We start from the raw sequence: 25487 nt of genomic DNA on the forward strand, positions 1-25487 counted from the left end.
GGCCTCCGGCCCAGGCATCAGTTCGTCGGGAAGTCGTCGAGGGCGTCGGTCACGAGCTGGCGGTGCTGATCGGCATCGAGGTCTTCCTCGATAATTTTTTGAGCCGCCTCAATGGCCAGGTCGGCCACCTCGTCCCGGAGCTCTTGGAGCGCCGCCTGCTTCTCGCGCTTGATCTCAGCCTGGGCCTGTTCCTTCATCTCCTGAATCTCTTGCCGGGTCTTGGCCTTCTCCTCTTCGCGGAGCTCTTCGGCCGAATCGCGGGCCTCCCGGAGAATCTCTTGGGCCCTCTGCTCCGCCTCGCGGCGGGCCTGCTTGTTCTCGGCCTGAATCTCCTTGGCCTCTTCGAGCGCCTCTTCAGCCCGCTGGATCGAATGCTCAATCTCTTCTTCCCGTGTCTCCAGCGACTCAGTAATCGGCCCCCACCCAAACCGGTACAGGATGTAGAGAAAGATGAGGAAGGCAACCGTTTTCCAGAAAATGAGCCCCACGGATGGGGTGACGAGGCTCTGGGCGAACAAGGCAGTCATGGGCAAAAGACAAACCGAACGACAATGTTGGAGAGCGGGCGCACGCACAGCGTGTCGAGGTTCCAGAACCATTTTCCGTCGCCCGGACGGCTCTGGCCCCACCGGCATGGAGGCGACCGGCGTTCAGGTCGCCTCATGATGGAAGACGGCGGCACGCCCCCCGGCACTTCCGGCCCGGATGAAGCGCATTGGGCACGGGGACGGCCTTGGGGCTGTCGGTCGCCGCGCGCAGGCTCCTTCGATGCAAATGCTACACGTTCCCCTAGACGAAGAGGACCAGTAGCAGGCAGATAATGAGGGCAAACAGGGCCACACCCTCAATCAGACCGGCGGAGACGATCATCAGGCCGCGGATGTCTCCGGCGGCTTCGGGCTGGCGAGCCGCTCCGTCCATTGAGGAGCTGGCCAGCCGGCCAATTCCGATCGCGGCGCCGACAGCAGAAATGCCGGCTCCGAGACCGGCGGCGAGGTATGCAAGAGCAGCGGGGTCCATAGTGTTCTCGTCCGAATGTAATGAGTACAGTGTGCGAGTAGTCGTGCAGGGGTCGTGCTGTGACACAGTCTCAGGACGTCCTCCAGCACCCGGCCGGAGTTAGGCCGTCGTCGGCTGTGTGCGTTGCTCCACCTGGTCTTCGATGGCATCGAGGCGCTCTTCGGACCGGCCGTCGAGGCCGGGCTCGGTCTCCTCTTCGCCGTCGGAATGGTGCTCCTCCACGGCCATGCCGATAAAGAGGGCCGAGAGAATTGTAAACACGTATGCCTGAATGAAGGCAACGAGCAGCTTGAGCAACAAGATGAAGACGGTGAATCCTATGCTAATGACGGTGGTCGACCAGGCCGCCGCCTCTCCCATGATCACATTCATCATGAAGACCAGCCCAATGAGGCTGAAGATGATCAGCGACCCGCCCATCATGTTCGCGAACAAACGAATCGCGAGGGCGAGGTGCCGCATCACGAGACCGATGATTTCGATGGGCACCAGAATGATGCGGATGAGGACGGGGGCGTCCGGGGGGCCCGTCAGGAGTTCCTTGTAGTAGTCGGTCGAGGCGTAGAGCAGTACGATGGAAAACGTCATGATGGCCATCACCCCCGTGACTGCGATGTTGGAGGTGGCCGCCCCCGCAAACGGCACGAGGCCCAGGATATTGGCGACGAGGATAAAGAAGAAGGCCGTCAGCAGGTACGGCAAAAAGGTGCGCCACTTTCCGTCCGGAATGTTGGGCTTCGCGATCTCATCGCGGACGAAGACGACCAGGACCTCCATCATGTTCTGAAAGATGCCCTGCGGGGCCTCCAGGCGGTCGCGGTCTTTCTCGTAGCGCTGTGCCAGGGCAATGAAGATTCCCAGCACGATGAGCATCGCCAACAGCCCAAAGATAAGGTGTCGGGAGATCGAGAGATCCGCGACCACCGCCCCGCTCGTCCGAACGACGGACCCGTGCAGATGCTCTTTCGCCCCAATGGCCTCCGTGAGTTCCGCCGACGCCGTCATGGGATCGGCGTGCCCCTCCCCCCCATCGCCGTGAGCGGCCAGGCCATACGGTCCGTTCTGGAGAAGCCCCTTCGTACTCCCATATGCCTCCAGGGTCAGGGCTCCGTCCGCGGTGCGGACGAGCATGATGCGTGGGAGTTCAACCTGCGCAAACGGCTTAAAGTTGAGGTAGTAGCCGTCCTCTGCGTGCCCGAGGATGGTGTTGTTGACGATGCTCTCGAGCGTCACCTCTTCGTCGGCCGCCGTGGCGGGCGCGGCCGGCACGGCCAGCCCCATCCCCAGCACGAGGAGGACAACAAGTCGAATAGATCGAACCCGACCAATCATAAGGTCTTTGTCTGTACGATAGCGATCACATATGCCCTGGCAGGCGGCCCCTTCCTCAGGCCGCAAGGCCATCTCGTTCCATCCGTCGGACGATCATCCAGACCTCAAACACCAGGCTTGCGATCAGCAGGCAAACGAGTGTCCCCACGTACGTCGGCACGTGCACCGGGGCATACAAAAGAACCAGGATCATCACCACAAAGACGAGGCCCATTCGTCCTCCAAGCCCGCCCAGCTCGACGACCACGAATGCCTTTCGGCTCGAGGCCTGCAGAGCCACGTAGTGCGTCAGCATGCGCGCTGCGGCGTGGAGTCCCATGGTTGCCACACTCCCTCCAAGGCCCAGCCACACCCCGGTCGTCATCGCAGTTTTATCGATTACTGAGCGGGGACGGCGTGCGTCTCATCGCAAACGAGGCTTTTCGTGTGCTCATCTATGCACACAGGCCCTGAAGCTACGTATCGGGGCGGTGCAGGTCTTATGAGATGCAGTGAATCGTACATGAAAGAATCTCGGAGGAGCGCCTCAGGAGTTGACGCGCTCGTTACGGCGCCCCGCTGCGACGTCAGGAGTGAAATTCTTGCTGAAGCCGTCGGAGTTGAAGCCCAGACCCCACGAGCCCAATCGCCGCCCCGACGAACAACCCCCAGGGGGCGGTCTGGAGTTGCCAGTCAACGTACGCCCCAATGAGGGGCGGAAAGGCGGCCACCCCCATGAGGCGCCAGCCCAGGTCGAGATACGGGGCAATGTCGCGAAGGGCGCTTCTCCACGGCCCTGGCCCCTCCGGAGGATCTTTCTGGTCGGACTGTGAAGCGTCAGAGCGGGGGGTCGACGACTCGCCCGATTCAGCGTGAGCCCGGTCTCCTGCATGATTCATTGTCAACGTGTACCGATGGCCTGTACGGCACGGCCCTGACCAGGCCCGTGCCTACGCCTCAGTCGCCTCCTCGGACGACCCCATATCCGCAGCCCCAGATCGTTCGGAGCGAACGGAATCGCGCTCCCGGCCCTCCCCACCAGAGGACACCTTGCTTTCGGAAAGGGTCGTGCCCATCTCGCACTCGCCCGTGAACTGCGCTCCCTCTTCCACCACCAGGCGATCCGTTTCGATCGTCCCGTCCACCCGAGCCGTGCTCTTAAGCACGAGTCGCTCTTCAACCCGGATGTCTCCCTGTACCTGCCCGGCAATCTCAACGTTGGTCGCGATGATTTCCCCCTCCACCTCTCCCTCCTCGGCAATCATCGTTTTGCCCTCAACCTCAAGGGTTCCCACGATGCGTCCGCTGGCACGCACATCGCTCTCTGCCCGCACGGTGCCTTCAAAGGTGGTGCCTTCACCAACGAGATTGACTTGATCCTGAACGGTACCTGTAGAGTTAGCCATGGAGGAGGAAGCGTCGTCCGTTTGCGAGTTTCCGAAGAGACCCATTTACCAACGAATGGAGATCCAAGAAGGGTGCGGCCGTCGTCTCAGTATCGCCTACCAGCCTGCGATGTAGGCGTTCGGCCCTTGGGCGAGGCCATGTTGCCACAACTCAAAGTGCAGGTGCGGGCCGGTTGTTACTGCGCCTGTGTCCCCACTCACTGCGAGGGGCTCCTGAGCCGTGACCCGGTCGCCCAGTTTTTTGAGCAAGCGCTTGCTGTGCTTGTAGACTGAAAGGTATCCACCGGCGTGCTGAACCGCAATCGTGTGCCCTCCGTCCTGCGTCCAGTCGGCCCACACAACGTACCCATCCCCCACCGCCCGGATGTACTCGCCCTCGGGCACGGCCACGTCAACGCCATAGTGCCCCGCCTCTGCGTCGACATCACGGGTGGGAAACCCATCCGCAACCGGGGGCGACAGGGGAAACGAAAGCCCGGAAAGGGCCTCCGCAGCGCCGGAGGCCGGCTCGGACGTCGGCGCAAGGGCCGGCTGCCCGCGGATGTTTGGGGACGCCCCGGCCTGGGCCTCCGTCTCGGGCCTCGCCCTTCGTTCTTCGGACGGAGGCAACGAATCGACCCGCCCGGTGATGAGCCGGCGCAGCCGCCGGACGTACTGCCGCTGCACGGAGAGTGAGTCTTGGAGCGCCCGCACGCGGAGGGTATTGAGCCGCGCACTCTCTTCCATCGCCTCCGTTCCGTAGCCCGGAATGTGCGTGCGCAGCGGCGTGAAGGCGACCAGAAGGACCACCAGCAGACCGATCCCCAGCAGACTGCCGCCCCACATCGTGATCATGCGCGACGGGCGAACCTGATACCGCCGGGTCTTGCCTACCCCTTCTGCATCCATCACAACGATGGTGTGCTCGGTGCCCACGTTTCGGACGAGGTCCGCAAAAAACGACCACATGACACCGACTCTGCTGCGTGAGGAATGAGAATCTCGCAAATGCCCCGCCAGGAAACGGTTTTTCTCGCGAAAGTGGGTGACAGGCATGTAGTGGAGGCAGGAACGGACCGGCGGATTTTCGGTTTCTACGTCGCTTCCCAGACGGGTGGAGCCTCGCCCTCAGGACAACCCGCACCATTTTTCGGGGCGGAGGCCCCCTTGAACCGGACCGGGCGACCGGGTCCGGCGAAGGCTCCGCCCCCTAACTGCTTTCCATCCCCACTCTCCCTTCACCGGTACATTTTTCAGACCATGCCCCGACACGAATCTGCCAAGAAGCGGATGCGACAGAACGAAAAGCGCCAGGAGCGCAACAAGTCGCAGAAGAGCCGCGTCCGCACCAAGATCAAGAAGCTTCGCTCCCTCGACGAAAAGCAGGAAGCTGAGGAACTGCTCAACGATGTGAAGGGCGACCTAGACCGCCTGGCCGCCAAGGGAATCATTCACAAGAACAAGGCCGCCAACAGGAAAAGCACGCTCGAAAAGCACGTGAACACTCTGGGGTAGGGCTACTGCCTTCTGTCCCGGTACGATGTAGCGCAGCATACGCATCGTGGCCCCCCACACTTTTCCCTTCCCCAGACGGATGCAGCTCGCAACGACGACGAGCCACTTGGCAGGATGTCTATGGCCCCGCGCAGAGCAATCGGACGCTGCGTTTCGCCCTGACATTTATTCTCGTATTCTTGAGGAAGAAATTGCGTGTCTGAACCACGTTCTATAGTTTTCTCATTGTACGGAAAAATTTGCCCTTTCCAGGAACCACAGCCCTGGAGAGTCGCCATCTCCCTTTCCTCGGCCTTTGCTTCCCTCAAAACACCTTCAACCCTATGACGATCCCCAATCCTTCTTCGAACGCGCACCCTCTCTCATCACTCTGGGTCCCCGTCCTCTTGATCGCCGGAGGGCTTTTCCTTGCCGGCTGTGGATCGACAGCCCCTGTCGTCCAGTCGGTAAGTGGCCCCGACACCCTTGAGACCGACGAGACTGGCACGTTCGAAGCCACTATCAATGAGGAGGAGGCGGACGACCCTCTGACCTACACCTGGGAATTCGGCGACGGCTCCACCGGATCCGGACTCCTAACGAATCACAGCTACAGCTCGACCGGACAGTACGCCATCCGGTTTCAGGCAAGCAATGAGGGCGGCTCCGACGCGGACACCATCTCCGTACGGGTCGTCCCACCGCCCCAGCCCGCCTCCATCACGTCGATTAACGCCACGCCGAACCCCGTCGACGAGGGCGAAAGGGTCCGATTCAGCAGCAACGTACAGGGGGACACGCCCATCTCTCGGAGCTGGAGCTTTGGGGATGGATCCTCATCAATGAGCCAGTCTCCCTCTCACACCTACGAGGAGCCGGGCCAGTACACTGCGCGCCTGGAGACCTCAAACGACGTGGGCGAGGACTCTCGCACAGTCACCGTCCGTGTAAATCGGGTGCTTCCCGAGGTCTGCACGACGGTCAGCGAGATGAACTCGGCCTTCTTTGACCGCAACTCCAGCACGCTCACGGAGGAGGGCGAGCAAAGCCTCCAAGAAAACGCCGACATTCTCTCCGACTGCCCGAACCTGAGCGTTCAGGTGGAAGGGTTCGCCGCGCCGGGAGAGCGCAACGTGCAGTCGCTTTCGGAAGACCGTGCCGAGGCTGTGTCCAGCTTCTACCAGGACAACGGTGTGCCCGGGTCCCGCATCATGACGGGCGGACAGGGCCAGGTCGAAGGCGTAACCTCGAAGAAGGGGGGCACGCGCCAGTACCGCCGTGCCGACTCGCTGCCGCAGCGTGAAGACGACGGCATGTAGACGTCCGACCCTCATTCCGGACAGCTCTTTCGGGCGGACCTCCTTTTGGGGGTCCGCCCGTTTTTGTTATAGGGGCTGCGGCACACGAGCCCATTGAGGCCCCGACATGGTTTCTGTGGGCGGCCGGCTCCAGAGCGCAAGTGGCCTGGGCTGTGCCCCCTTCCCGGCAGACCTGACAAACGCTGGGGGCTCGAAGAAAAGAGGCCTCCCTCGATGGCAGACGCTTGCGCACCCAGGGCCCGCAGGATAGGAGTCCTCGCAGTGTGATCCGCGCGCTCGATTATTGCTCGGGCCGGAGCAGGGGAAAAAGAATGACGTCGCGGATCGATTCCTGCCCAGTGAGGATCATGGTGAGCCGGTCGATGCCAATGCCCAGTCCCGCCGCCGGAGGCATGCCATATTCCAGGGCTCGCAAATAGTCCTCGTCGATCAGGTCGTCCGGATCGACGTCCTCGTCGACCTCTGCGGCCCGCTGTCGCGCCTGCGCCTCGAAGCGCTGTCGCTGATCCTGCGGGTCGTTGAGCTCACTGAAGGCGTTGGCCACCTCACGGCCCGCCACCACCAGCTCAAACCGCTCCACGAGCCCCTCCTTCTCCCGGTGCTTCTTGGCGAGGGGACTCAGCGCCACCGGGTAGTCCGTCACAAACGTCGGCTGGATAAGCTCCGGCTCTACCGTCTCGCTGAAAATCTCATCGAGGAGCCCCCCGAGGTCCATGTCGGGGGCGACCTCGTCGAGCTCAAGGTCATTGGCGGCAACGTCGTACACGCGTTCGGCGTCGGCCTGATACAGATCGGCGCCGGTCGCTTCTTCAATAGCCTCGAAGAACGAAACCCGTGCCCAGTCTCCCCCCAGGTCAATCTCGTGCCCTTCGAACTCCACTATGGGCGTGTCGTGGAGGGCCGTGGTGACGGTACGGAGAAGATCTTCGGTGAAGTCCATCATCCACCGGTAGTCCTTGTACGCCACGTAGCACTCCATCATGGTGAACTCCGGGTTGTGGAATCGGCTGAGGCCCTCGTTCCGAAAGTCCTTGCCGATCTCGTAGACGCCTTCAAAGCCCCCCACGAGCAGCCGCTTCAGGTACAGCTCATCCGCGATGCGGAGGTAGAGCGGCATGTCGAGGGCGTTGTGGTGCGTCTTGAACGGACGGGCCGACGCCCCGCCGTAGACGGGCTGGAGGACGGGCGTCTCCACCTCCAGGCACCCCTGTTCGTCGAGGAAGGAGCGCATCGTCGAGATCAACTCGGCCCGCTGCCGAAAAACGTCCCGCACGTCCTCATTTACCGCGAGGTCGACGTACCGCTGGCGATATCGAAATTCCTTGTCCGTGACCTCGTAGTAGGTCTCCTCGTCGGTCTCTTTCACCACGGGCAGTGGGCGCAGGGCCTTCGCAAGCAACTGAAAGTCGGCGGCCGCCCGGACGGTGACCTCCCCCATCCCGGTGCGAAACACGAATCCCTCGACGCCCACGATGTCGCCGATGTCGAACAGCTCCGTAAAGATCTCGTCGTAGAACTCCTCCCCTAGGTCCTGGGAGCGGACGTACACCTGAATCGTGCCCGTTTCGTCCCGGAGGTCGAAGAACGCCGAGCCCCCCATTACGCGAAGCCCGGTAATGCGCCCCGCGATCGACACCTTGTACCCCCCCACTTCCCCATCTTCGGGCTGATGCAGGTCGTCGTCGAATGTATCGAGAATCTCGGCGGCATGGGTGTCGACGTCCCAGGCGTAGGGATAGGGGTCGAGGCCGCGCTGCTCGAGCGCCTCGCGCTCCTCACGCCGGCGCTGTTCTTGCTCACTGAGCTCTGAAGGGGCAGGGGACATTCGGGAGCTGCGGTCGTCGATGGAAGAGAGTGAACGGAAACGAAAGAAGGGCAGGCGGTGCTCGTCTCCCGCATGGGACCGAACTGCAGCCCTCTTCATCATTCCCAAACAAGGCGACAGCGGCCCCTACGAGATCCACTCTTCGGCCTCCAGCAACAGTGCATCGTGGTGGCTTCGAAGGAGCTGCGCGATGAGCTGACTCAACTCGCGGGCGGCACTGCCCGACGGCTGGCCCGTCGTTAGGGACGTCATCTGGTCGGTGCCTTGCTCCAACACCTCCAACGCGTTGGACAGTGCAAACCACCAGGGCTGCCCCGCGTCGTCGGACGCCAGGTCCAGTCCGGAGGCAGACTCGCTGGAGCACAGGTGCATCACCTTGTGCCCCTGCGCAGTGAGCGTGTCGCGCAGGACCGTGACGGCCTGTTCTGCCGTCTCCACCATGGCCCCCATTTTCTTCTGCTGCCCGAGGGACAGGGCCGCACTCGCCGCCTGCTGCTCGTACCGAAGGGCCTTCTCCAAGATCTGCACGGCGGCCACGGCGACCGACTGGTACGGGGCGCACTGGCAGTTGGCCTCTTCGACGAGGACGCGGAGGGCTTCCACGTCCGGGTTCGGCGCCTCGGACGGCACCTCGTCGTCGTCCGCCAGGAGGAGCGACCGCCCCGCAAACTGCTCCGGACCGGGATCCGGATCATCGTTCGCGACCGACGATCCGGCTTGACGCTCACGAGCCTCGTCACTCATGCAGAACAGTGCGTTATGAAACGACAGCGGTGGGGGGACGCATCGGCTCTGCAACACGTCGCACAAGCACGCAGAGGACGCTTGAAACAGGCCGATATAAAACTACAGGGCAGGCACGAGTTCCTTATTTTTCTGCATACTTATGAAGAAAGGGGCAGTCTTCGAGACATTCAACGCGCCCCCCCAGCGGCTTCTTCCGAGGCGGTCGCAGCGGTTCGCAGGACGGCCAGGAGCGCCTCTGCCTGCTCCCTGGACAGGTGTCCGCCCCGTACGGCCACGCGCACCATCTCGGTGGACAGGGCTGTGTAGAAGGGCACAAGGTGCGGGGTTTCGTCATCCAGGGCATCGAGGTGGGCCTGGACCGTGCCCACGTCGCCGCGCCTCACGGGACCGGTCAGCGCCTCCTCCGGGGATCCCTCCTTGAGATTGGCCCAGGTGTGCTCCACGAGCGGCGCGACGAGATCCGTCCCCGCCCCCTGAGAAAGGTTCGCCTCCGACGCCCCAAACACCTCCTCTACGACCGACAAGAGGGCCACGAGGCCGTTGGAGGCGAGGGCCGCAGCACAGTGAACCCGCGCCTTCTCCCCGGCGGTCAGCCGGACCGGGCGGGCCCCGAGCGCCTCGGCCAGGGCCGTGCCCGCAGCAATGGCGCGATCCTCTCCCTCAAGTCCCACGGCGATGCCCTCCAGCGCTTCGGGAGGCGTCTCGGGCGTGAACGTCTGCACCGGGTGAAAGCTCATGGTCGCGGCCCCCCGCTGGTCAAGGGGAGTAAGGACAGCGGCCCGCCTCGCCCCAGACGTGTGGGCGGCGACGGTCTTCTCCCACGGATGGTCACGGCGCGACAGGGCCTCGGCCACCCCCGCAATTGCATCGTCCGGAACGCAGATCAGCACAAACCGGATGCTCGGCGGAAGCACCGCGGCCGTCGCCCCGGCCACTGGTGCCCCCACCCGATCCGCCAAGTCTTGGGCCTCCTCCTCATCCCGGCTCACCACGGCTTCGATGCGTTGCCCATTCGCTGTGAGGCTGCGTGCGAGGGTCGTCCCGACGGCCCCCGCCCCAATGATGGCGATCGGACCGGGGGAAGAGGCGGCAGGCATTTGAGAACGATGCGGATGGATGCACGGACAGGTGACCGGTTCGAACATAGGAGCCGGACCGGAAAAGGTCTACCGTTCTGCTCGCGGCGACAAGGAGCTTCGCGGGGCCGCAGGCCCGTTCTCTTCACCCAACATTCCCTCTTCTCTTCCTCTAGAACGAGGTCCAGTGTGCAAAAGCGGAGTTGCTTTCATAGATTGCGGTGTTTGCGTGCCCGTCGCGCATCCTTTCGGGCTTCTACGCCACAACCTGGACGTACGTTGCGGGACCCCAATTGTCTCTATGGAGATTCCTTCCCTACAGCAGGGCTTCGAGCGCGAACGCGGCTTGATGACCCAGGAAAAGCCGCTGACGCAGGACGACGAACACGAGTCGCTTCGGATCGGTGTCCCCCGTGAGGTGGGCAACGAAGAACAGCGCGTGGCCCTGGCCCCGAGTGGTGCGGGGGCCCTCGTCGCCGACGGACACGAGGTATACGTGGAGGAGGGCGCCGGGCACGAGGCTCACTTTCAGAACGACGAGTACGTCGACGCCGGGGCCGAGCTCGTCTCCGCCCCAGAAGACCTGTACGATCGAAGCGATCTCGTCGTAAAGGTGGGCCCACCCGGCGAAGATGAGAGGGACCTCCTACAGGAGGGACAGATTCTGCTCTCAGCCCTGAACCTCGGGGGCACGACCCCCGAGTTTTTACACCATCTGATGCGCCACAAGATCACAGGCATCGGGTTCGAGTTCATTCGGGACCCGGACGGGACCTTTCCCCTTGTGCGCATGATGCACGAGATCACGGGGTCGATGGCCATTCAGATTGCCGGCCGCTACCTGGAGAGCAACGAGGGCGGCAAGGGGGTCATGCTGGGTGGCATCTCCGGCGTGCCCCCCGCCACCGTGGTCATTCTGGGGGCCGATGTTGTGGGCCAGTGGGCCGCCCGCACTGCCCTCGGGTACGGGGCCCACGTCATTGTTCTCGACACGGAACTCGGGTCCCTGCGCACCCTGGAAAACACCTTGGACCGCAGCGTGACCACCGCGGTCGCGAGCGACCACTACCTCCGCCAGGCCGTTCACTCGTCCGACGTGGTGGTGGGCGCCATGGTGACTGGCGGCGAGCGCTCCCCCCTGCTCGTCACGGAGGACATGGTGCAGTCCATGTCCCCTGGCGGCGTGGTCGTGGACGCCGTAATGGACCAGGGCGGCTGCGTCGAAACGAGCCGCCCCACCACCCATTCTGACCCGGTCTACCGTCGGCACGACATCATTCACTACTGCGTGCCCAACATGCCCTCCAACGCGGCCCGGACCGCCTCCTACGCCCTCACGCACGTCCTCGTCCCCTACCTTCTCCGCATCGGCGAGGCCGGCTCCATCAACGAGGCCCTGTGGCGCGACGAGGGGCTGCGCAACGGCACGTACGTCTACCGGCAACACCTCACGAAGCAGAGCCTGGCGTCGATGTTCGGCATGAGCCACCGCGACATCGAACTGCTCATCGCCTCCGGCATCTAGTGCGCCCCGCCCCGATGGCCCTCACCGTCGTCCTCCAGAAGGTGGACGCAACCCCCCGCTACTGCCTCTACGATCTCGGTGCCGCGGACACAAGGGTTGGCCGTCTGAAGCTGTACAAAGCCTCCGGCGACGTGGAGGTGGTGCGCCTTTCGGCCAAAGACCTCCCGGCCCGTCCGCCCTTCTACCTCGCGCAGGGAGTGCCTCGCCTTCATTCGTATCATGACCGCGACCAGTACCCGGACCGAGACGCGTGGACCGCGTAGCCCATTCGGACCGGTTTCTGTTTTCCGTGATTTTCCGCGGTGAGGCCCGCCCTCCCCGACCTGCGTCGTTGTGTTCAGGGGGCCCACCTTTTATCTTCGCGGTCTGACTGCCCACGCCCTACCGGACGTCCCCCGGCCGTTGGACCGTGCTCGGCGCGGTTCCCCTGTTCGTTCAACCGCCTGTCTCGAAATGGCCCTTCCTTCCCCGGAGCGGGAGCAGTGGAGCTCTCGGCTCGGCTTCGTCCTCGCCGCAGCGGGGTCAGCCATCGGACTGGGCAACATCTGGCGGTTTCCCTTCAAGGCGGGGGACAACGGAGGCGGCGCCTTCGTGCTCATCTACCTCGCCTGCCTGGTTCTTCTCTGCGTGCCGTACCTGTTTGCGGAGCTCGCCCTTGGCCGCAACGGCAAACGGAACCCGGTGGGCGCCATCCGGGCCATCGATGCCCGGTCGCCCTGGCCGCTCGTCGGCGGCCTCTGTGTCGTGGCGGGCCTCGCCATCCTCAGCTACTACGCGGTGGTGGCCGGCTGGGCCGTGGGATATGTGTTGCGGGATCTTGTCGCTGCTGAGGCGCCCGACGCGGTCTTCGCCCGCGTCATTGCCGACCCGCTGTGGGTCGTTCCCCTGTTCGGGGGCTTTCTGTTCGCCACGGCTGGGGTGGTTGCCGGGGGGGTTCGACGAGGCATCGAGCGGTGGGCAAAGATCCTGATGCCGGTGTTGTTTGTCCTTCTCTGCCTCATCATCTTTCGATCCGTCACCTTGCCCGGGGCGGGCGCCGGGCTCGACTTTTACCTCACGCCAGACTTTTCAAAGGTGTCAGGGCTCGTGGTCGTAGAGGCCCTTGGCCAGGCCTTCTTTTCTCTCAGCCTCGGCATGGGGACGATGATCACGTACGGCTCGTACTTGCCCGACGACGAAAACCTGATCGTCTCTGGCGGATACGTGGCGGCCTTCGACACGCTGATTGCCCTCATGGCGGGCCTGATGATCTTTCCGGCGGTCTTCGCGATGGGACAAAATCCGGCGGAGGGGCCCTCACTCGTGTTCGTGGTGCTGCCCGATGTGTTTGGGGCGATGCCACTCGGATCGTTCGTCGGGACCCTCTTTTTTCTCCTCCTTGCCATCGCCGCCTTTACGTCGGGCATTTCGCTGCTGGAAGTGTTCGTCTCGTATCTCGTCGACGAGACGCCCTGGTCCCGCCGCGCGGCGGCCTGGGGCGCCGGCGGGCTCGCGTTTGCTCTCGGCCTGCCGTCGGCCCTGTCGCAGGGCGCCGTACCGGCCCTCAGTGACCTGTCGTGGCTCGTTGGGGATCGATTCTTCGGGCCCAGCCCGGGCATGCTCGACGTCATGGACTTCCTCTGGGGGAGCGTGGCCCTCGTCCTCAGCGCCGCCCTCCTGAGCCTGTTCGTCGGGTGGGTGTGGGGCGCCGAGAAGGCCCTCACGGAGCTGCGATCCGGCACCGGACACACGGTGGGGCGCGTGGCCGGACCGGTGTGGTGTGCCGCGATCAAGTACGCCTTCCCCATCACGATTCTGGCCGTACTGGTCATCGACCTTCTCTACGACGTGCTGTGACGCGGCCGCTCCTTGTGCCCCGGCAGGTGGGAATTGCGATCACGTCCGTCACCTTTTAACTTCGGGCGATGTGTATCGTGACAGGTCCGTTTCCGCGGGCCGAGCCCTCTTTCTTCCTCCCACGAGCCCCTCGACGCCTTCCATGAGTACGACCTCGACCGACCGTGAGCAGTGGTCGTCCCGGATCGGGTTCATCTTTGCCGCCGCCGGGTCCGCCATCGGGCTGGGCAACATCTGGCGCTTTCCCTACCTGGCCGGCGAGGGAGGGGGCGGGGCGTTCGTGCTCATCTACCTGCTGTGCATCCTCTTCATCGGGATGCCCTACCTGTTCGCCGAACTGTCGCTCGGCCGGAACAGTCAACGCAACCCGGTCGGCGCCATCAAATCCATCACCGGGGGGGGCTCCGCCTGGATTCTGGTGGGCGGCTTTTGCGTGCTCGCCGGGTTCATCATTCTAAGTTACTACAGCGTCGTGGCCGGCTGGGCCGTGGGGTACGCGGTGAAGGACGTCATTGCCCCGTCCATGGGTTTCGAAGAATTTGCCGCTGCTCCCTGGCTCAACATCGGACTGCTGTCCTTCTTTCTGCTGCTCACGCTTCTCGTGGTGGTCGGGGGCGTGGAGCAGGGCATTGAGCGGTGGGCCAAGATCCTGCTCCCCGTCCTGCTCGTGCTGATTCTGCTCGTCATCGTCCGGGCCGTCACCCTGGAGGGGGCCGCGGAGGGGCTTCGTTTCTACCTGGTGCCCGACTTCTCGCAGATCAGCTTCGACCTCGTGATTGCCGCCCTCGGACAGGCGTTCTTCACCCTCAGCCTCGGGATGGGGGCCATGATCACCTACGGCTCGTACCTGCCCAAGCGGGAAGACATCGCTGTGTCCGGAGCCTACGTGGTCCTGTTCAATACGATGATTGCCCTCATGGCCGGGTTCATGATCTTCCCGGCCCTGTTTGCGATGGACGCCGACCCGGCCACCGGCCCGGCCCTGGTGTTCGTGGTACTGCCCGAAGTGTTTGCCCAAATGCCGCTTGGGGGCATCGTCGGATTCTTGTTTTTCGTCCTCCTCTCCATCGCGGCGCTCACCTCCAGCATCTCTCTGCTGGAGGTGGTGGTCTCCTACTTCGTGGACGAAACGGACTGGTCTCGCCGCAAGTCGGTCCTCATCATCGGGGCCATCACGTTCCTCATGGCGATCCCCTCGGCCCTGTCTTTCGGGGCGGTGGGCGCGTTTAGCGACCTGACCTATCTCTTCGGGGAGGGCGGCCTGTTCGGCCAGACCAACGTGCTCGGCGTCCTCGACTATCTCATCGGGAGTGCCGGGCTGGCGGTGGGCGCCTTCTTCCTGAGCATCTTCATTGGGTGGGTGTGGGGGGCTGACCGGGCGGCCGAAGAGCTCCGTGAGGGCAGCACGACCCTGTCCGACGGTGTCCTGCGGGTCTGGATCTTCGGCATGCGGTACGTGATCCCGGTGGTCGTCTTTGGCATCGTCATGGGGTACCTGACCGGCACGCTGTAACACGTTCCCGTTCGACGAATGGCCTCCACGCGTCTCTCGGCATTCCGGCTTCGGATCGGCGTACTGGCCCTCGTGCTGCTCGGGATGTCTGCGGTCCCCGCCGACGCCCAAGGGGCCGCTGCTCTCCTTACGGATTCGACCTCTCTCGCCTCCGCCGACCTCCCGGCCACCCTCACGGCGCTCCGGGTCGAGATTCTCGTGCCGCCGGGCCGCTCGCCCGAGCGGCCTCCTCGCCCTCGCGATCAGTGGTGGGCCCGTGACAAGGCCCGGCACGTCGTGTTCAGCGGGCTCTGGACGCTCTCGACGCAGTACGTTCTCGTCCGCAAGGCCGACTGGTCCCAGGGCGACGCGCTTCCCCTTTCGGCGGCCGCAAGTGGGGCCCTGGGCATCACGAAGGAGCTGTACGACGCGTCCCGCGTCGACGGGCGGGCCAGCGGGAAAGACCTCGTGGCAGATGCCGTGGGGATTGGGCTGGCCGTGGGGGTCGTTCTGCTGTGACGGGTCCGGCCAGCGGCCCTCCGCGGCATGCCCCTCAGCCGGATGTCCCCACCGGACCCAGAACGCCGTCTCCGGCCCGAGCGGCGTAGAGATGCGGGGCCCACTCGATGACCCGTCCGTCTCGTTTTTTGACCCACCGAAACCCGAAGTACGCCCCCTCCGGCACGTCGATCTCTGTTCGCCAAACCGGATAGCCATCGGCCGAAAGGGGACCGAGTGCGTCGAGTCGCTTCCGGACCTCCGCAAGCTGCTGGACGCCGTCAAACAGGCGCTGTTCGATCCGTTCTTCTTTGTACCGAAGAAGGGCTCGGTCCCAGTCCATCGGCGGACGGTATGCCCATCGATTGTCGTCGGTCTTTCTTGTCGGTCAGGTACGAAAAGTCGTGGAGCTGACCGATTTCGTCGCCGCTGTAGAGCAACGCCATGACCTCTCGCGCTCCCCATTCGGCGCGACGCGGCAACACTGTGAGTGGACGACAGGCCCGCCCCTTTTTGTCTTCATGGCTGTCTTCTCCGGGGTCCTCAAAAAAAACAAACCCGAGTGTCTTTAAGTCCTCACGCGTCCGATGAATAGCGAGATTCTCTGTGTTGGCGAGGTTCTCTGGGACGCCCTGCCCGACGGGCTTTTCCTCGGCGGCGCCCCCTTCAACGTGGCCTCTCACCTCCAGGCCCTGGGGCGGTCCCCCGTCTTTGCGAGCCGCGTGGGACACGATCGGCTCGGGCAGGAGGCGCTCCGGCGCGCACAGATTCGTGGTCTGGCCACAGACCCGGTACAAGTCGACGACGCACTCCCCACCGGCTTCGTGCAGGTCGACACCGGCGAGCCCGGCGAGCCGGACTACGACATTCTCGAGCCCGCAGCGTGGGACGCGATCGCCTTCACTGACGCCCTCGCCCAACACGCCCATCACGCCGAGGCCCTCGTGTACGGCAGCCTCGCCCAGCGCGCCCCCACGTCCCGGCAGACCATTCAGCGCCTCTGCGAAGCGGTGGGCCTGCGTGTATTCGACGTGAACCTTCGCCCCCCATACGTCGATCGGGGCGTCATTGAGGCGTCGCTCCGGGCGGCCGACGTGGTGAAGCTCAACGACGCGGAGCTGCGGCGGATGCGAGCGTGGTTCGGGCTCAGGGACGCTCCGGAGGGCGCGATGGCCGACCTGGCGGACGCGTTTGGGTGCCGGGCGGTGTGCGTAACGTGGGGCGGCCACGGGGCCCGGCTGTGGGCCGAGGGGCAGTGCTGGCACCATTCCGGCTACGCCGTGGACGTCGCGGATACGGTGGGCGCGGGCGACGCCTTCCTGTCGGCCTTTCTCGCCGGATTTCTGGAGGAGCGGACCGGCGATGCGCTCCTTGACCTTGCGAACCGGCTCGGCGCCTATGTGTCATCGCGCGCCGGGGCCTTTCCGTCTTACAACTTTGACGGGCTGGACGGACTCCTCCACCTCGACCTCGAGAGGCGTAACCACTCGCGGACAGAGTAACGACGACGGCCCCCTTGTCCCCCACAGGGCCGACGTAGGGGACGAACGACGAGCTGTCAGGCGAGAATTTTGAGAACTAGACCCCACCGGCCCCGAAAGGTTGGGATCATCCGGGTCCATCCCTAGTTTCGGTGAACGCGACCATCGGGCCCGTGCTGGTCGCGAAACGTCGGTACTCAGCGCCCGTCCCACCCGTCTGCGGCCTGCCCTCGCCCCTGCCCCATGAGCGACGCCGTCCAAGAGCACTGCGGCATCTTCGGCATCTGCAATCATCCCCAGGCCGCCCGGCACACCTACTACGGCCTGCACGCCCTGCAGCACCGGGGCCAGGAGGCCGCCGGAATCGTCACCTCCACCTACGACGAGCAACGGGAGGAGCCGGTGATGCCAGTCCACAAGGACTTCGGGCTGGTGCTCGACGTGTTTGACGACCCGGCCCTCTTCAGCAAGAAGCTGCTGGGCGACGCCAGCATCGGCCACAACCGGTATTCCACAAGCGGGGCCTCCGCCAATCGGGACAACATTCAGCCCCTCGTGGTGCACCACCGAAAGGGCAACCTTGCCCTCTCCCACAACGGCAACCTGTCGAACGCCAAAGAGCTCCGCAAGAGCTTCAGCGAGCGCGGGACCCTCTTCCAGAGCACCAGCGACAGCGAGCTCATCCTGCACCTCACGGCGCAGAGCCGCCGGCAGAATCACCTCGATCAAATCGTCGACGCCCTCATGCAGATCGAGGGCGCCTACTCGCTGCTCCTCATGACGGACGAACACATGATTGCCGTCCGCGACCCGAACGGGTTTCGCCCGCTCGCGCTGGGCCGCCTCGAGACGCCGGAGCGCCACGAGGGCCCCGCCTACTGCGTGGCCAGCGAGACGTGCGCCTTCGACATGATCGACGCGGAGTACGTGCGCGACATCGAACCCGGGGAAATTCTGGTGATCGACCGGGAGGGCTGCGTGAACGGCGGCGACTTTGAAAGCCACGAGATTCCGACGAAGCACGGGGTCAGCCAGTGCGTCTTCGAGTACGTCTACTTCTCGCGGCCCGACTCCCAAATCTTCGGGGAGATGGTCGACAAGGTGCGGCGCCAGCTCGGCGTGCAGCTGGCCCACGAGGCCCCCATCCCCGAGGCAGCGGAGGACGACGAGAAGACGCCCATCGTGGTGCCAGTCCCCGACTCCGCCAACACCTCCACCCTCGGCTTCGCGGAGGAATGCCAGGACATGGGGCGGCGCTGCCGGTTCGACCTCGGCCTCATCCGCAATCACTACGTGGGCCGCACCTTCATCGCCCCCGGCCAGGACCGCCGCGAGATGAAGGTGCGCTGCAAGTTCAACACCGTCCAGGGCCTCCTGGAGGACCGCACGGTCGTGGTGCTCGACGACTCGATCGTGCGGGGGACCACCGCGCGCTACCTCGTGCGCATGCTGCGCGACTCCGGGGCCAAGAGCGTCCACTTCCGCGTGTCTTCTCCCCCGGTCATCAGTCCCTGCTTCTACGGCATGGACTTTCCCGACGCCGACGAACTGCTCGCCAACAAGTTTGACAGCATCGACGAGATGCGCGACTATTTGGGGGTCGACTCGCTGGCGTACCTGTCGGTGGGGGGACTGATGAAGGCCGTGAAGCGGGCCAACCACAGCGACCTGAGCTACTGCAACGCCTGCTTCACGGGCGACTACCCGGTGCCGGTCGACGAGGACATGAGCAAGGAAGAGTTCGACTGGCAGGCGCCGGCGCCGCGGGCGTAAGCCCACGCCTCCCCCTTCCGAAACTTCCCTGCCCGGTGGAGAATCGGCGGTGTCTCTGGGAGCGTGAAGCGTTATACGTGAATTGTGATGCGTAACGCGTGATCGTCAGAAACGACCGTCCTCACGCATCACTCATCACGCATCACGATTCAGCGTAGACTGGCGCCTGTCCCGACGCCGAGCATGGATCTATCCTGAAAGCTCGGCCCCTGAAGATCAAAACCCCACCGCCGCTCCGGTGCCCCGCGGGTCCGAGCTGCCCCGAAAGGTGAACGTCTGATCCGGTCGACTCGGATGCTTGACCCGGAGGCCCTGGGCCCGCCCCCACTGCGGGATGCCCCCAAAGACGCCCTGCGTCACCTCCCAGCCGCGGGCCCGCAGGTTCCAGCGCACGTCGTAGGGGAGCGTGTTCTTCTCGTAGCTGAGCACACGCGGCTTCCACTGGTGATGGATGCGCCCGGCCGCGATGGCCTCCTGGATGTTCATGCCGTGGTCGATGACATTCGTAATGACCTGGAAGGTGGTCGTGATGATCGTGGAGCCGCCCGGCGCCCCGATGACCATGAACGGACGCCCTTGCGGGTCCTCAACGATCGTCGGCGACATCGACGACACCATGCGGCGGTCCGGCGCCACCAGGTTCTGTTCCGTGCCAGAGAGGCCGTAGATGTTGGGCACGCCCGGCTTCAGCACGAAGTCGTTCATCTCGTTGTTCATGAAGAAGCCGGCCCCGTCGACCACCACCTTCGAGCCGTAGCCGCTGTTCAGGGTGGTGGTCACGCTCACCGCCATGCCGCTGCTGTCGGCCACGGAGTAGTGGCTCGTCTCCATCGATTCGGACGCCAGCACCGGCTGCCCGGCCTTCACCGAATCGCTCGGCGTGACGCGCATAGAATCGAACGACGCCATGCGGTTCCGCATGTAGTCCTTTCGGACGAGACCGTCCGTGGGCACGTCTACGTGGTCGGGGTCCCCAAGCCACTCCGCCCGATCGGCGTACACGCGGCGCATGGCCTCGCCGAGGTAGTGGACCGTCCGGCTGGAATTGAAGCCCATCTGGCCGATCGGCTTTCGCTCGGCGGCGTTCAGGAGCTGCGCGATGGCGACGCCCCCGGAGGACGGTGGGCCCATCGAGTGCACGGTGTAGCCCCGATAGGTAGCACTCACCGGGTCGCGCTCCACCGCCTCGTACTCGGCCAGGTCCTGCTCGTCGATCAGCCCCCCGTTCTCTGCAAACTGATCGGCGATGAGCGCGGCCGTCTCGCCTTCGTAGAACCCGTCTCGCCCCTGATTGCGAATGCGCGTCAGCGTCTGAGCAAGGTCTTCTTGCACGAACCGCTCCCCCGGCCGGTACGTCTTCGTCGAGTCGCCCTTGGTGAAGTACTTTTTGGTAATCGGGAACGCCGCGAAATCGTCGTAGCTCTCGTTCAGGTCCTGCGCCAGGGACGGATGCAGCGGAAAGCCGTCTCGGGCCAGCCGGATGGCCGGGGCCATCACAGTCGCACGGTCGAGCGTGCCGTGCTCGTCAAGCGCCTTCAGCAGGCCCGCGACGGTCCCGGGCACACCGGAGGCGAGGTGGCCGCGCCGGCTCCGAGCCCGCACGGCGTTGCCCTCATCGTCGAGGTACACGTCCTGCGTCGCCCCGCTGGGGGCGTCCTCGCGGTGATCGATCGTGGTCACCGTCCCATCGGGCTGGCGAATCACCATGAATCCACCCCCGCCGATGTTGCCGGCCCAGGGATGCACCACGGCGAGTGCAAAGCCGGTGGCCACGGCGGCGTCGACGGCGTTGCCGCCCTTTTCCAGCATGGCCACACCGGCTTCGGCGGCCCGCTCCTTGGCGGCCACCACCATCCCGTTCTCGGCGTACTCGGGGACGGGCGCCGTCGCGGACGCCGGGGGCGACTCGGCAGCCGGGGACGGAGACGGGGCCGTCGTCCAGGCCGAAAGGCCGACGGCCGTGATCGTGAGCAGGAGCGCGAGGCTGAAGGCACGAGCCTTTGAACGGAGCGGCATGGAGCGGTGGGGGTGAGACAAGGATAAGGGCGTTTCCAAACGTAGGTGTCTCCCCTGCGAATGGCAACCCCACCCAGCTGCGCACGGTCTCCTGATCCGGACTGCGGGAGAGAGGGGGACGGCGAACACGATTTCGGCGGGAAAGTACGCGGACGTCGTCGGACCCATGCACTGATTCTTGCCACGATGCCTACCTTCACGGGAACGCATGCCCACACCGGGGCCCTGCCTGCCGCCTGCGCCATCGTGATGGCCTGCCTCCTCCTGCCCAGGGGGCCAACGTACGGACAGGCCAGCGCGACGACGGTCACGTGGCGGGCCCATCCGGGCGGCGCCCACGGCTTCGACGCTGCTGCGCTCGCCGACGCGGTGGACCGGGCCAGGGCCCTCGCCCCGCCCCTCACCGGCCTGATCGTGGCCCGCGGCTCAACGACTGTGGCCGAGGCGTACTTCAACGGACGGGGCCCCAACCAGGCCGCCAACCTAAAGTCCGCCAGCAAGAGTGTGCTGAGCGCCCTTGCCGGCATCGCCCTCGCAGATGGCGTTCTCGACGGCGTGAGCCAGCCCATCGGCCCCTTCTTCCCCACCCTCTTGGCCGACGCCCCCCGCAAGCGGCGCATCACGGTCGACCACCTGCTCACGCAACAGACAGGGCTTGAGTCGACGAGCTTCGACAACTACGGGGCGTGGGTCTCCAGCGCCGACTGGGTGGCCGATGCATTGCGGCGCCCCATGGTCGACCGCCCGGGGGGCGAGATGATCTACAGCACCGGGACCACGCACATCCTCGGCGCCGTCCTGGCCGAAGCCTCGGGCCAGTCGCTCCGCGCATTTGCGCAGGAGCGGCTCTTTGACCCGCTCGGCGTGCGCATCCGGAGCTGGCAGCAGTCTCCCGCGGGCCGCTACTTCGGCGGCAACAACCTGGCCCTCACGCCCCGCGGAATGCTTCGGTTCGGCCAGATGTACCTGAATGGGGGACGCTTCGGCGGACAGCAGGTGGTGCCGGCGAACTGGATCGACCTCTCCTGGCGCACCTACGTGCGCTCCACGTATCGCGATCACCAGTACGGCTACCTCTGGTTCACGCACACGTTTGGCGGGGCGCGGGTGGCCTTTGCCTGGGGCTACGGCGGGCAGTACATCTTCGTCGTCCCGCGGCTCGACCTCGTGGTGGTGTGCACCTCGTCGCTTCGGACCCGCCCCTCGGGCGGAAACGACCACAACGAGCAGCTCCTGCGGCTGCTGGCGGAGCACATCATCCCCGCCGCGCAAGGCCCGCCCGGCTCCATCGCGTGGCCCTCCGTGCCTCGGCCCGTATTTGGGTGGTAGGCACTTTAGTGAACTGTCAATCCTCAAGCTGTGCGCCTCCAGTGCGACCTCAACATGTCAAGGCAGGTCGCTCTGAGCGTAGGCGAAGAGCCTCTTCGACGACGGCGGTTTTCCCGAAGAGATCGTTCGCTTTCACTCAGGAGGACGCGACAGAAATCGAATGTTGAGGTCGCACGCACCCGTACATTCACGACTGACGCTGCACTGGGCATCGCTTCTGCATGCCTGAGCTACCCTCCCTCCCCGTCGCCCCCGAACAGATTTCGGAGGCGGTTGAGGCCCTCCTCTTTGGCCATCGACTGAATCTTCGAGGTGATGGCGTCTTTATTGAGGATTTTGACGGCGGGCTCGCGCATGGTGCCGCTCAGCCGGACCGTCACCGGCACGGCCTCGGCGCCGGCGTCGCCGCCCGCCAGCGTACTGAGGAGAGACCCAAGCTGCCCGTCGCCCCCTCTCAGACGCGCAGGCACGCCGGAGTCGTTGAGCACCGAAAGGGGCAATTCCAGCCTCAGTTCTAAGTCCACCCCGCCGCCCAGGCCCAGCGCCCCGTCCAGCGTCCCGTCGAATCGGGCCCCTCCGAAGTCCCACGCCTTCAGTCGGAACTGACCGTTCTCAATGGCAAACGGCCCGCCGAGGCGCTCAAACTGCTTCAACGACGCCGAGGGCAGATTCAGCGCCTCCACAAGCGCCTGGGCCGGCCCCACATTGAGCGAGAGCCCGCCGTCGGCCACGAGCGACTGCCCGATCGCGGTAAAGGCGTCCGCCTGGGGCAAGAGTCCTTCCGTGAGGGCGGTTTCGCCGTCGGCATCCAGGGTGAGCGTGCCCGTCACGAGGCGCCCCAGCGTCGTCCAGTCGTCGATCACCGCTCCAGCCTCGGCCTCCCGGAGCTCCACGTCGTACGTGAGCGCGGAGGCGGGCGCAGCGACCCGGGGGGCCTGGCCGAGCGCGTTGGAGGCAAGCAAGACGGATTCGGAGTTCGAGGCCGCGGACGTGGAGGCTGTCCCGCGCTGATCGAGCGTCAGTGAGCCGGCCAGGGTGCCGCCGTAGGTGGTGGCCGTCAGGTTCTGCACGTCCAGCCGCCGGTCGTCCATCTGCACGTCGAACGCGAGATCGTCGAAGCGTTGGGGCTCGTTCAGCAGGGTCCCAATCTCGACGCGTCCGTCCACGGCGTAGGCCGGGAGATCGACATCTCCGTAGAGCGTCTCCGCCACGTCCTCGGGCGAGGTGCCGTCCATGCTCGACCCGGACAGGTGGGCGGCAAAGAGCTGCGAGTACGTCACGTCCGAGTCTTGGGCCTCCGGGTAGAGGGCCACTAGATCGAGGCGATCGCTGGTGAGCGTGAAGGTGGCCGACAGTGCCGGATCGGACTCCGCCAGGCCCGTCGACACGGGAAACAGGTCCCGCATCCTGGTCTGGAGGGTCACGGTTTCGGAGCCGGAGCGGACGGCAAAGCGGTCCATCGAGAGGCCCGTGCCGGTAAGCTGTACGGTCGCGTCGGGGATTTCGACAGGGGCCCGGAATGATTCGTACGGCACTTGCGCATCCGTGAGGCGGACCGTCCCGGTGGGCCGGATGGCGTCGGGCGCGTCAATCGGACCCTCGAAGCGCACGTCGTAGTCGGCCTCTCCCTCCACCGATTTCGCCGTGGCCTCATCTCCCGCAAGGGCCACAAGCCGGGGCAGGTCCGCCGTTCCGGCCAGCTGCCCGTCGACCTGCGGACTGCCAAAGAGGTCGCGTACACGGACCGCCCCCGAGACCGAGCGGCCCAGAAGCTGGCCGTCGAGGTTCTGGACCGAGGCTGCCGTGCCCGAAAGCCCGAGCCCCGCCCGAAGGTCGCGAAGGAGCGCCTCTCCCTTGTAGTCAACGCCCACCCCAGCAAGCCGGCCGGCCCCGTTGATCGTGAGGGCCTGCAGTGCAGCCGCATCCGAGGGCAGCGGCCCCCGGGCCGACGCATCGAGCTGGAGGGTGCCCTGTGGGGCGTATTCCCCAACCTGTTCCGGCGGCGCAAAGGCCGCAAGGTCCGCCACGTTCATCGCTCCGGTTTTGAGTTGGAGGGCAATCTGCGGCTCCGCTCCAAGGTCGCGCACCGACAGGCCGCCGGCCAGGGAGGCCCCGAGCAATTGCCCATCGACCGACCGGACGGCCACCGAGTCGAGCCCGAGCGACAGGTCGGCGCTCAAGTCTCGAAGCAGGGCCGTCCCTTCATAATCCGCGCCGGCCTCGGCGAGCTGCCCGGTGGCTGTCAGGGAAAGGCCCTCCGCCCCATCTATCGTCTCGGAGAGCGGGCCGGAGAGGCTCCCCTCCAGCGCCACGGATCCCTGCGGATTCAGCCCCTCTACCGCCGCAGCCGGCACGAACCCCGCGATTTCGGCCAGGTCGGTGCGTCCGGTCTCAAACGTGAGGTCGACCGTTGGCTGTGCGTTCAGTCCCGAGACGGTGCCATCCACCGACACCACCAGGGGCGCCGTGTCGAGCTCGAGGCGTCGGAGGTCAAGCCGGCCGGCGGCGGGATCCAGGCGGACATCGTAGCTCGCCTCTGCCTCCTGCACGACAAGGGTGTCGGGCCCCACGCTGGGCAACAGCGCCCGTACAGACCGCAGGTCGACCGTCCCCGCGCTCGTGAGGGCAGCCCCGTCGGGGAGAGCGTTAAGCTGGGCGTCGAAGTCAACGTTGAGGGCCTGCCCGCTGGACCGGTCGGTGTACCGCAGACGTGCCTCGGACACGCCAAAATTGGACACCGGAATGCCCGCCAGTGGAGACTCTTCGTCTGCCGTCGCGGTCGTGTCGGCTGCTCCCAGGTCGTCGAAATTCGTCGCCCCGTCCTCGCCCACCTCGTAGCGCACCACCGGCGCCTCCAGGGCCACCGCCGTGGGCCGGATGTTCAGCAGCACCAGGGGCCAGAGGGCCACGTTCACGTTCAGTGCACGGGCCTCCACGGCCGGGGCGGGCCCGTAGCCCTCGGCGTTGGCGAGGCGAAACCCGGTGACCTGGACGGCGGGCGTGGGCAGGACGCGCAGCCCAATCGTGTCGATCTCCACCTGCCGCCCGGTGGCCTCCTCCAGGGGCGGGACCACGTATCCCTTCAGCTGCTCGGACGTGAAGAGGCGGGGCAGCACGAGGGCCGCGACCAGAACCAGAACGGCGAGCCCACCCAGAAGCCCCCCGCCCCATTTGAGGGCGCGCCGGGTACGAGAGGGCACGGCGCGCGGCGAAGAGGCGTCAGGACTGGAGTCAGACATGATGGGTGGACGGGGACCCTCGCGTGAAGAAAGAGGCAGGGCACAGAAGAGACGTGCACTCGGGCTCTCTAAAACCCACTACACAGACATCCGATCCGACCCCGTCTGCGCCAGGCGAGCG

At 65.3% G+C, this 25487-nt stretch carries 23 protein-coding genes; 10 read left to right on the forward strand and 13 right to left on the reverse strand.

What is annotated here, in order from left to right; all coding sequences use genetic code 11:
* Window positions 1–17: 17 nt before the first annotated feature.
* The 7 genes from atpF to V5A20_RS02910 all read right to left on the reverse strand — a co-directional run bounded on the left by atpF (window position 18) and on the right by V5A20_RS02910 (window position 4685).
* The gene (gene atpF / locus V5A20_RS02880) at window positions 18–527 is read right to left on the reverse strand and encodes a F0F1 ATP synthase subunit B (protein WP_332314929.1); all 510 of its coding nucleotides are present in this window, start codon (window positions 525–527) and stop codon (window positions 18–20) included.
* A gap of 262 nt (window positions 528–789) precedes the next feature.
* Complete coding sequence (atpE, locus tag V5A20_RS02885) at window positions 790–1020, reverse strand: ATP synthase F0 subunit C (RefSeq protein WP_011403674.1); 231 nt, start codon at window positions 1018–1020, stop codon at window positions 790–792.
* A 99-nt stretch (window positions 1021–1119) separates the two neighbouring features.
* A complete protein-coding gene (gene atpB, locus V5A20_RS02890) occupies window positions 1120–2352 on the reverse strand; it encodes a F0F1 ATP synthase subunit A (RefSeq protein WP_332314930.1) in 1233 nt (410 codons plus the stop codon).
* A gap of 55 nt (window positions 2353–2407) precedes the next feature.
* The gene (locus tag V5A20_RS02895; RefSeq protein ID WP_332314931.1) at window positions 2408–2671 is read right to left on the reverse strand and encodes a hypothetical protein; all 264 of its coding nucleotides are present in this window, start codon (window positions 2669–2671) and stop codon (window positions 2408–2410) included.
* A 247-nt stretch (window positions 2672–2918) separates the two neighbouring features.
* On the reverse strand, window positions 2919–3230 hold the full coding sequence (locus V5A20_RS02900) for a hypothetical protein (RefSeq protein WP_332314932.1): 312 nt from the start codon (window positions 3228–3230) through the stop codon (window positions 2919–2921).
* 51 nt (window positions 3231–3281) lie between these two features.
* Complete coding sequence (locus V5A20_RS02905; RefSeq protein ID WP_332314933.1) at window positions 3282–3737, reverse strand: bactofilin family protein; 456 nt, start codon at window positions 3735–3737, stop codon at window positions 3282–3284.
* 96 nt (window positions 3738–3833) lie between these two features.
* Window positions 3834–4685: a M23 family metallopeptidase gene (locus tag V5A20_RS02910; RefSeq protein WP_332326671.1), complete on the reverse strand. Its 852-nt coding sequence runs from the start codon at window positions 4683–4685 to the stop codon at window positions 3834–3836.
* Between the two features lie 291 nt (window positions 4686–4976).
* Between V5A20_RS02910 and rpsT the strand changes: the two genes are divergently transcribed.
* Window positions 4977–5231, forward strand: coding sequence for a 30S ribosomal protein S20 (gene rpsT, locus V5A20_RS02915; protein ID WP_332314935.1), 255 nt, complete (start codon window positions 4977–4979; stop codon window positions 5229–5231).
* Window positions 5232–5554: 323 nt separating this feature from the next.
* Window positions 5555–6529 carry a PKD domain-containing protein gene (locus tag V5A20_RS02920; RefSeq protein WP_332314936.1) on the forward strand — a complete coding sequence of 325 codons (975 nt, stop codon included), beginning with the start codon at window positions 5555–5557 and terminating at the stop codon, window positions 6527–6529.
* 280 nt (window positions 6530–6809) lie between these two features.
* Here the strand turns inward: V5A20_RS02920 and lysS are convergent, their stop codons facing one another.
* The 3 genes from lysS to V5A20_RS02935 form a co-directional block, all read right to left on the reverse strand.
* A complete protein-coding gene (lysS, locus tag V5A20_RS02925) occupies window positions 6810–8354 on the reverse strand; it encodes a lysine--tRNA ligase (RefSeq protein WP_332326672.1) in 1545 nt (514 codons plus the stop codon).
* 126 nt (window positions 8355–8480) lie between these two features.
* Window positions 8481–9098, reverse strand: a complete 618-nt coding sequence (locus tag V5A20_RS02930; protein WP_332314938.1) for a hypothetical protein — start codon at window positions 9096–9098, stop codon at window positions 8481–8483.
* A 170-nt stretch (window positions 9099–9268) separates the two neighbouring features.
* Window positions 9269–10198: a Rossmann-like and DUF2520 domain-containing protein gene (locus V5A20_RS02935; protein WP_332314939.1), complete on the reverse strand. Its 930-nt coding sequence runs from the start codon at window positions 10196–10198 to the stop codon at window positions 9269–9271.
* Window positions 10199–10478: 280 nt separating this feature from the next.
* Here V5A20_RS02935 and V5A20_RS02940 point away from each other — a divergent pair, with 280 nt between their 5' ends.
* The 5 genes from V5A20_RS02940 (at window position 10479) to V5A20_RS02960 (ending at window position 15549) form a co-directional block, all read left to right on the forward strand.
* Window positions 10479–11702 (forward strand): alanine dehydrogenase, encoded by a 1224-nt coding sequence (locus V5A20_RS02940; protein WP_332314940.1) that lies wholly within the window; start codon window positions 10479–10481, stop codon window positions 11700–11702.
* Window positions 11702–11965 (forward strand): hypothetical protein, encoded by a 264-nt coding sequence (locus V5A20_RS02945; protein ID WP_332314941.1) that lies wholly within the window; start codon window positions 11702–11704, stop codon window positions 11963–11965. The genes V5A20_RS02940 and V5A20_RS02945 overlap by 1 nt, the downstream gene beginning before the upstream one ends.
* A gap of 190 nt (window positions 11966–12155) precedes the next feature.
* Window positions 12156–13538 carry a sodium-dependent transporter gene (locus V5A20_RS02950; RefSeq protein WP_332314942.1) on the forward strand — a complete coding sequence of 461 codons (1383 nt, stop codon included), beginning with the start codon at window positions 12156–12158 and terminating at the stop codon, window positions 13536–13538.
* Between the two features lie 142 nt (window positions 13539–13680).
* Window positions 13681–15051 (forward strand): sodium-dependent transporter, encoded by a 1371-nt coding sequence (locus tag V5A20_RS02955; protein WP_332314943.1) that lies wholly within the window; start codon window positions 13681–13683, stop codon window positions 15049–15051.
* Between the two features lie 18 nt (window positions 15052–15069).
* Window positions 15070–15549 carry a hypothetical protein gene (locus tag V5A20_RS02960; RefSeq protein ID WP_332326673.1) on the forward strand — a complete coding sequence of 160 codons (480 nt, stop codon included), beginning with the start codon at window positions 15070–15072 and terminating at the stop codon, window positions 15547–15549.
* A gap of 34 nt (window positions 15550–15583) precedes the next feature.
* On the opposite strand, the gene V5A20_RS02965 is transcribed toward V5A20_RS02960, so the two are convergent.
* Complete coding sequence (locus tag V5A20_RS02965) at window positions 15584–15871, reverse strand: hypothetical protein (RefSeq protein ID WP_332314945.1); 288 nt, start codon at window positions 15869–15871, stop codon at window positions 15584–15586.
* Window positions 15872–16115: 244 nt separating this feature from the next.
* Between V5A20_RS02965 and V5A20_RS02970 the strand changes: the two genes are divergently transcribed.
* A complete protein-coding gene (locus tag V5A20_RS02970) occupies window positions 16116–17030 on the forward strand; it encodes a carbohydrate kinase family protein (RefSeq protein WP_332326674.1) in 915 nt (304 codons plus the stop codon).
* A gap of 222 nt (window positions 17031–17252) precedes the next feature.
* A complete protein-coding gene (gene purF / locus V5A20_RS02975) occupies window positions 17253–18782 on the forward strand; it encodes an amidophosphoribosyltransferase (protein ID WP_332314947.1) in 1530 nt (509 codons plus the stop codon).
* 216 nt (window positions 18783–18998) lie between these two features.
* Here the strand turns inward: purF and ggt are convergent, their stop codons facing one another.
* Window positions 18999–20798, reverse strand: coding sequence for a gamma-glutamyltransferase (gene ggt, locus V5A20_RS02980; protein WP_332326675.1), 1800 nt, complete (start codon window positions 20796–20798; stop codon window positions 18999–19001).
* Between the two features lie 186 nt (window positions 20799–20984).
* On the opposite strand from ggt, the gene V5A20_RS02985 reads away from it, so the two are divergent.
* Window positions 20985–22127, forward strand: coding sequence for a serine hydrolase domain-containing protein (locus V5A20_RS02985; RefSeq protein WP_332326676.1), 1143 nt, complete (start codon window positions 20985–20987; stop codon window positions 22125–22127).
* A gap of 230 nt (window positions 22128–22357) precedes the next feature.
* Here V5A20_RS02985 and V5A20_RS02990 read toward each other — a convergent pair whose 3' ends face one another.
* Window positions 22358–25366 carry a DUF748 domain-containing protein gene (locus tag V5A20_RS02990; protein WP_332326677.1) on the reverse strand — a complete coding sequence of 1003 codons (3009 nt, stop codon included), beginning with the start codon at window positions 25364–25366 and terminating at the stop codon, window positions 22358–22360.
* Window positions 25367–25487 lie beyond the last annotated feature (121 nt).

This window comes from Salinibacter sp. (assembly GCF_036626415.1).
GTDB lineage: Bacteria > Bacteroidota > Rhodothermia > Rhodothermales > Salinibacteraceae > Salinibacter.

Bases quoted from the DNA above. Each gene is read 5' to 3' on its own strand.
- ggt (WP_332326675.1), bottom strand. From the start codon at position 20,798: ATGCCGCTCCGTTCAAAGGCTCGTGCCTTCAGCCTCGCGCTCCTGCTC.
- atpB (WP_332314930.1), bottom strand. From the start codon at position 2,352: ATGATTGGTCGGGTTCGATCTATTCGACTTGTTGTCCTCCTCGTGCTG.
- rpsT (WP_332314935.1), top strand. From the start codon at position 4,977: ATGCCCCGACACGAATCTGCCAAGAAGCGGATGCGACAGAACGAAAAG.
- V5A20_RS02970 (WP_332326674.1), top strand. From the start codon at position 16,116: ATGAATAGCGAGATTCTCTGTGTTGGCGAGGTTCTCTGGGACGCCCTG.
- V5A20_RS02990 (WP_332326677.1), bottom strand. From the start codon at position 25,366: ATGTCTGACTCCAGTCCTGACGCCTCTTCGCCGCGCGCCGTGCCCTCT.
- V5A20_RS02910 (WP_332326671.1), bottom strand. From the start codon at position 4,685: ATGTGGTCGTTTTTTGCGGACCTCGTCCGAAACGTGGGCACCGAGCAC.
- lysS (WP_332326672.1), bottom strand. From the start codon at position 8,354: ATGTCCCCTGCCCCTTCAGAGCTCAGTGAGCAAGAACAGCGCCGGCGT.
- V5A20_RS02950 (WP_332314942.1), top strand. From the start codon at position 12,156: ATGGCCCTTCCTTCCCCGGAGCGGGAGCAGTGGAGCTCTCGGCTCGGC.
- V5A20_RS02920 (WP_332314936.1), top strand. From the start codon at position 5,555: ATGACGATCCCCAATCCTTCTTCGAACGCGCACCCTCTCTCATCACTC.
- V5A20_RS02930 (WP_332314938.1), bottom strand. From the start codon at position 9,098: ATGAGTGACGAGGCTCGTGAGCGTCAAGCCGGATCGTCGGTCGCGAAC.
- V5A20_RS02895 (WP_332314931.1), bottom strand. From the start codon at position 2,671: ATGGGACTCCACGCCGCAGCGCGCATGCTGACGCACTACGTGGCTCTG.
- V5A20_RS02935 (WP_332314939.1), bottom strand. From the start codon at position 10,198: ATGCCTGCCGCCTCTTCCCCCGGTCCGATCGCCATCATTGGGGCGGGG.
- V5A20_RS02965 (WP_332314945.1), bottom strand. From the start codon at position 15,871: ATGGACTGGGACCGAGCCCTTCTTCGGTACAAAGAAGAACGGATCGAA.
- atpF (WP_332314929.1), bottom strand. From the start codon at position 527: ATGACTGCCTTGTTCGCCCAGAGCCTCGTCACCCCATCCGTGGGGCTC.
- purF (WP_332314947.1), top strand. From the start codon at position 17,253: ATGAGCGACGCCGTCCAAGAGCACTGCGGCATCTTCGGCATCTGCAAT.
- V5A20_RS02940 (WP_332314940.1), top strand. From the start codon at position 10,479: ATGGAGATTCCTTCCCTACAGCAGGGCTTCGAGCGCGAACGCGGCTTG.
- V5A20_RS02955 (WP_332314943.1), top strand. From the start codon at position 13,681: ATGAGTACGACCTCGACCGACCGTGAGCAGTGGTCGTCCCGGATCGGG.
- V5A20_RS02985 (WP_332326676.1), top strand. From the start codon at position 20,985: ATGCCTACCTTCACGGGAACGCATGCCCACACCGGGGCCCTGCCTGCC.
- V5A20_RS02905 (WP_332314933.1), bottom strand. From the start codon at position 3,737: ATGGCTAACTCTACAGGTACCGTTCAGGATCAAGTCAATCTCGTTGGT.
- atpE (WP_011403674.1), bottom strand. From the start codon at position 1,020: ATGGACCCCGCTGCTCTTGCATACCTCGCCGCCGGTCTCGGAGCCGGC.
- V5A20_RS02900 (WP_332314932.1), bottom strand. From the start codon at position 3,230: ATGAATCATGCAGGAGACCGGGCTCACGCTGAATCGGGCGAGTCGTCG.
- V5A20_RS02960 (WP_332326673.1), top strand. From the start codon at position 15,070: ATGGCCTCCACGCGTCTCTCGGCATTCCGGCTTCGGATCGGCGTACTG.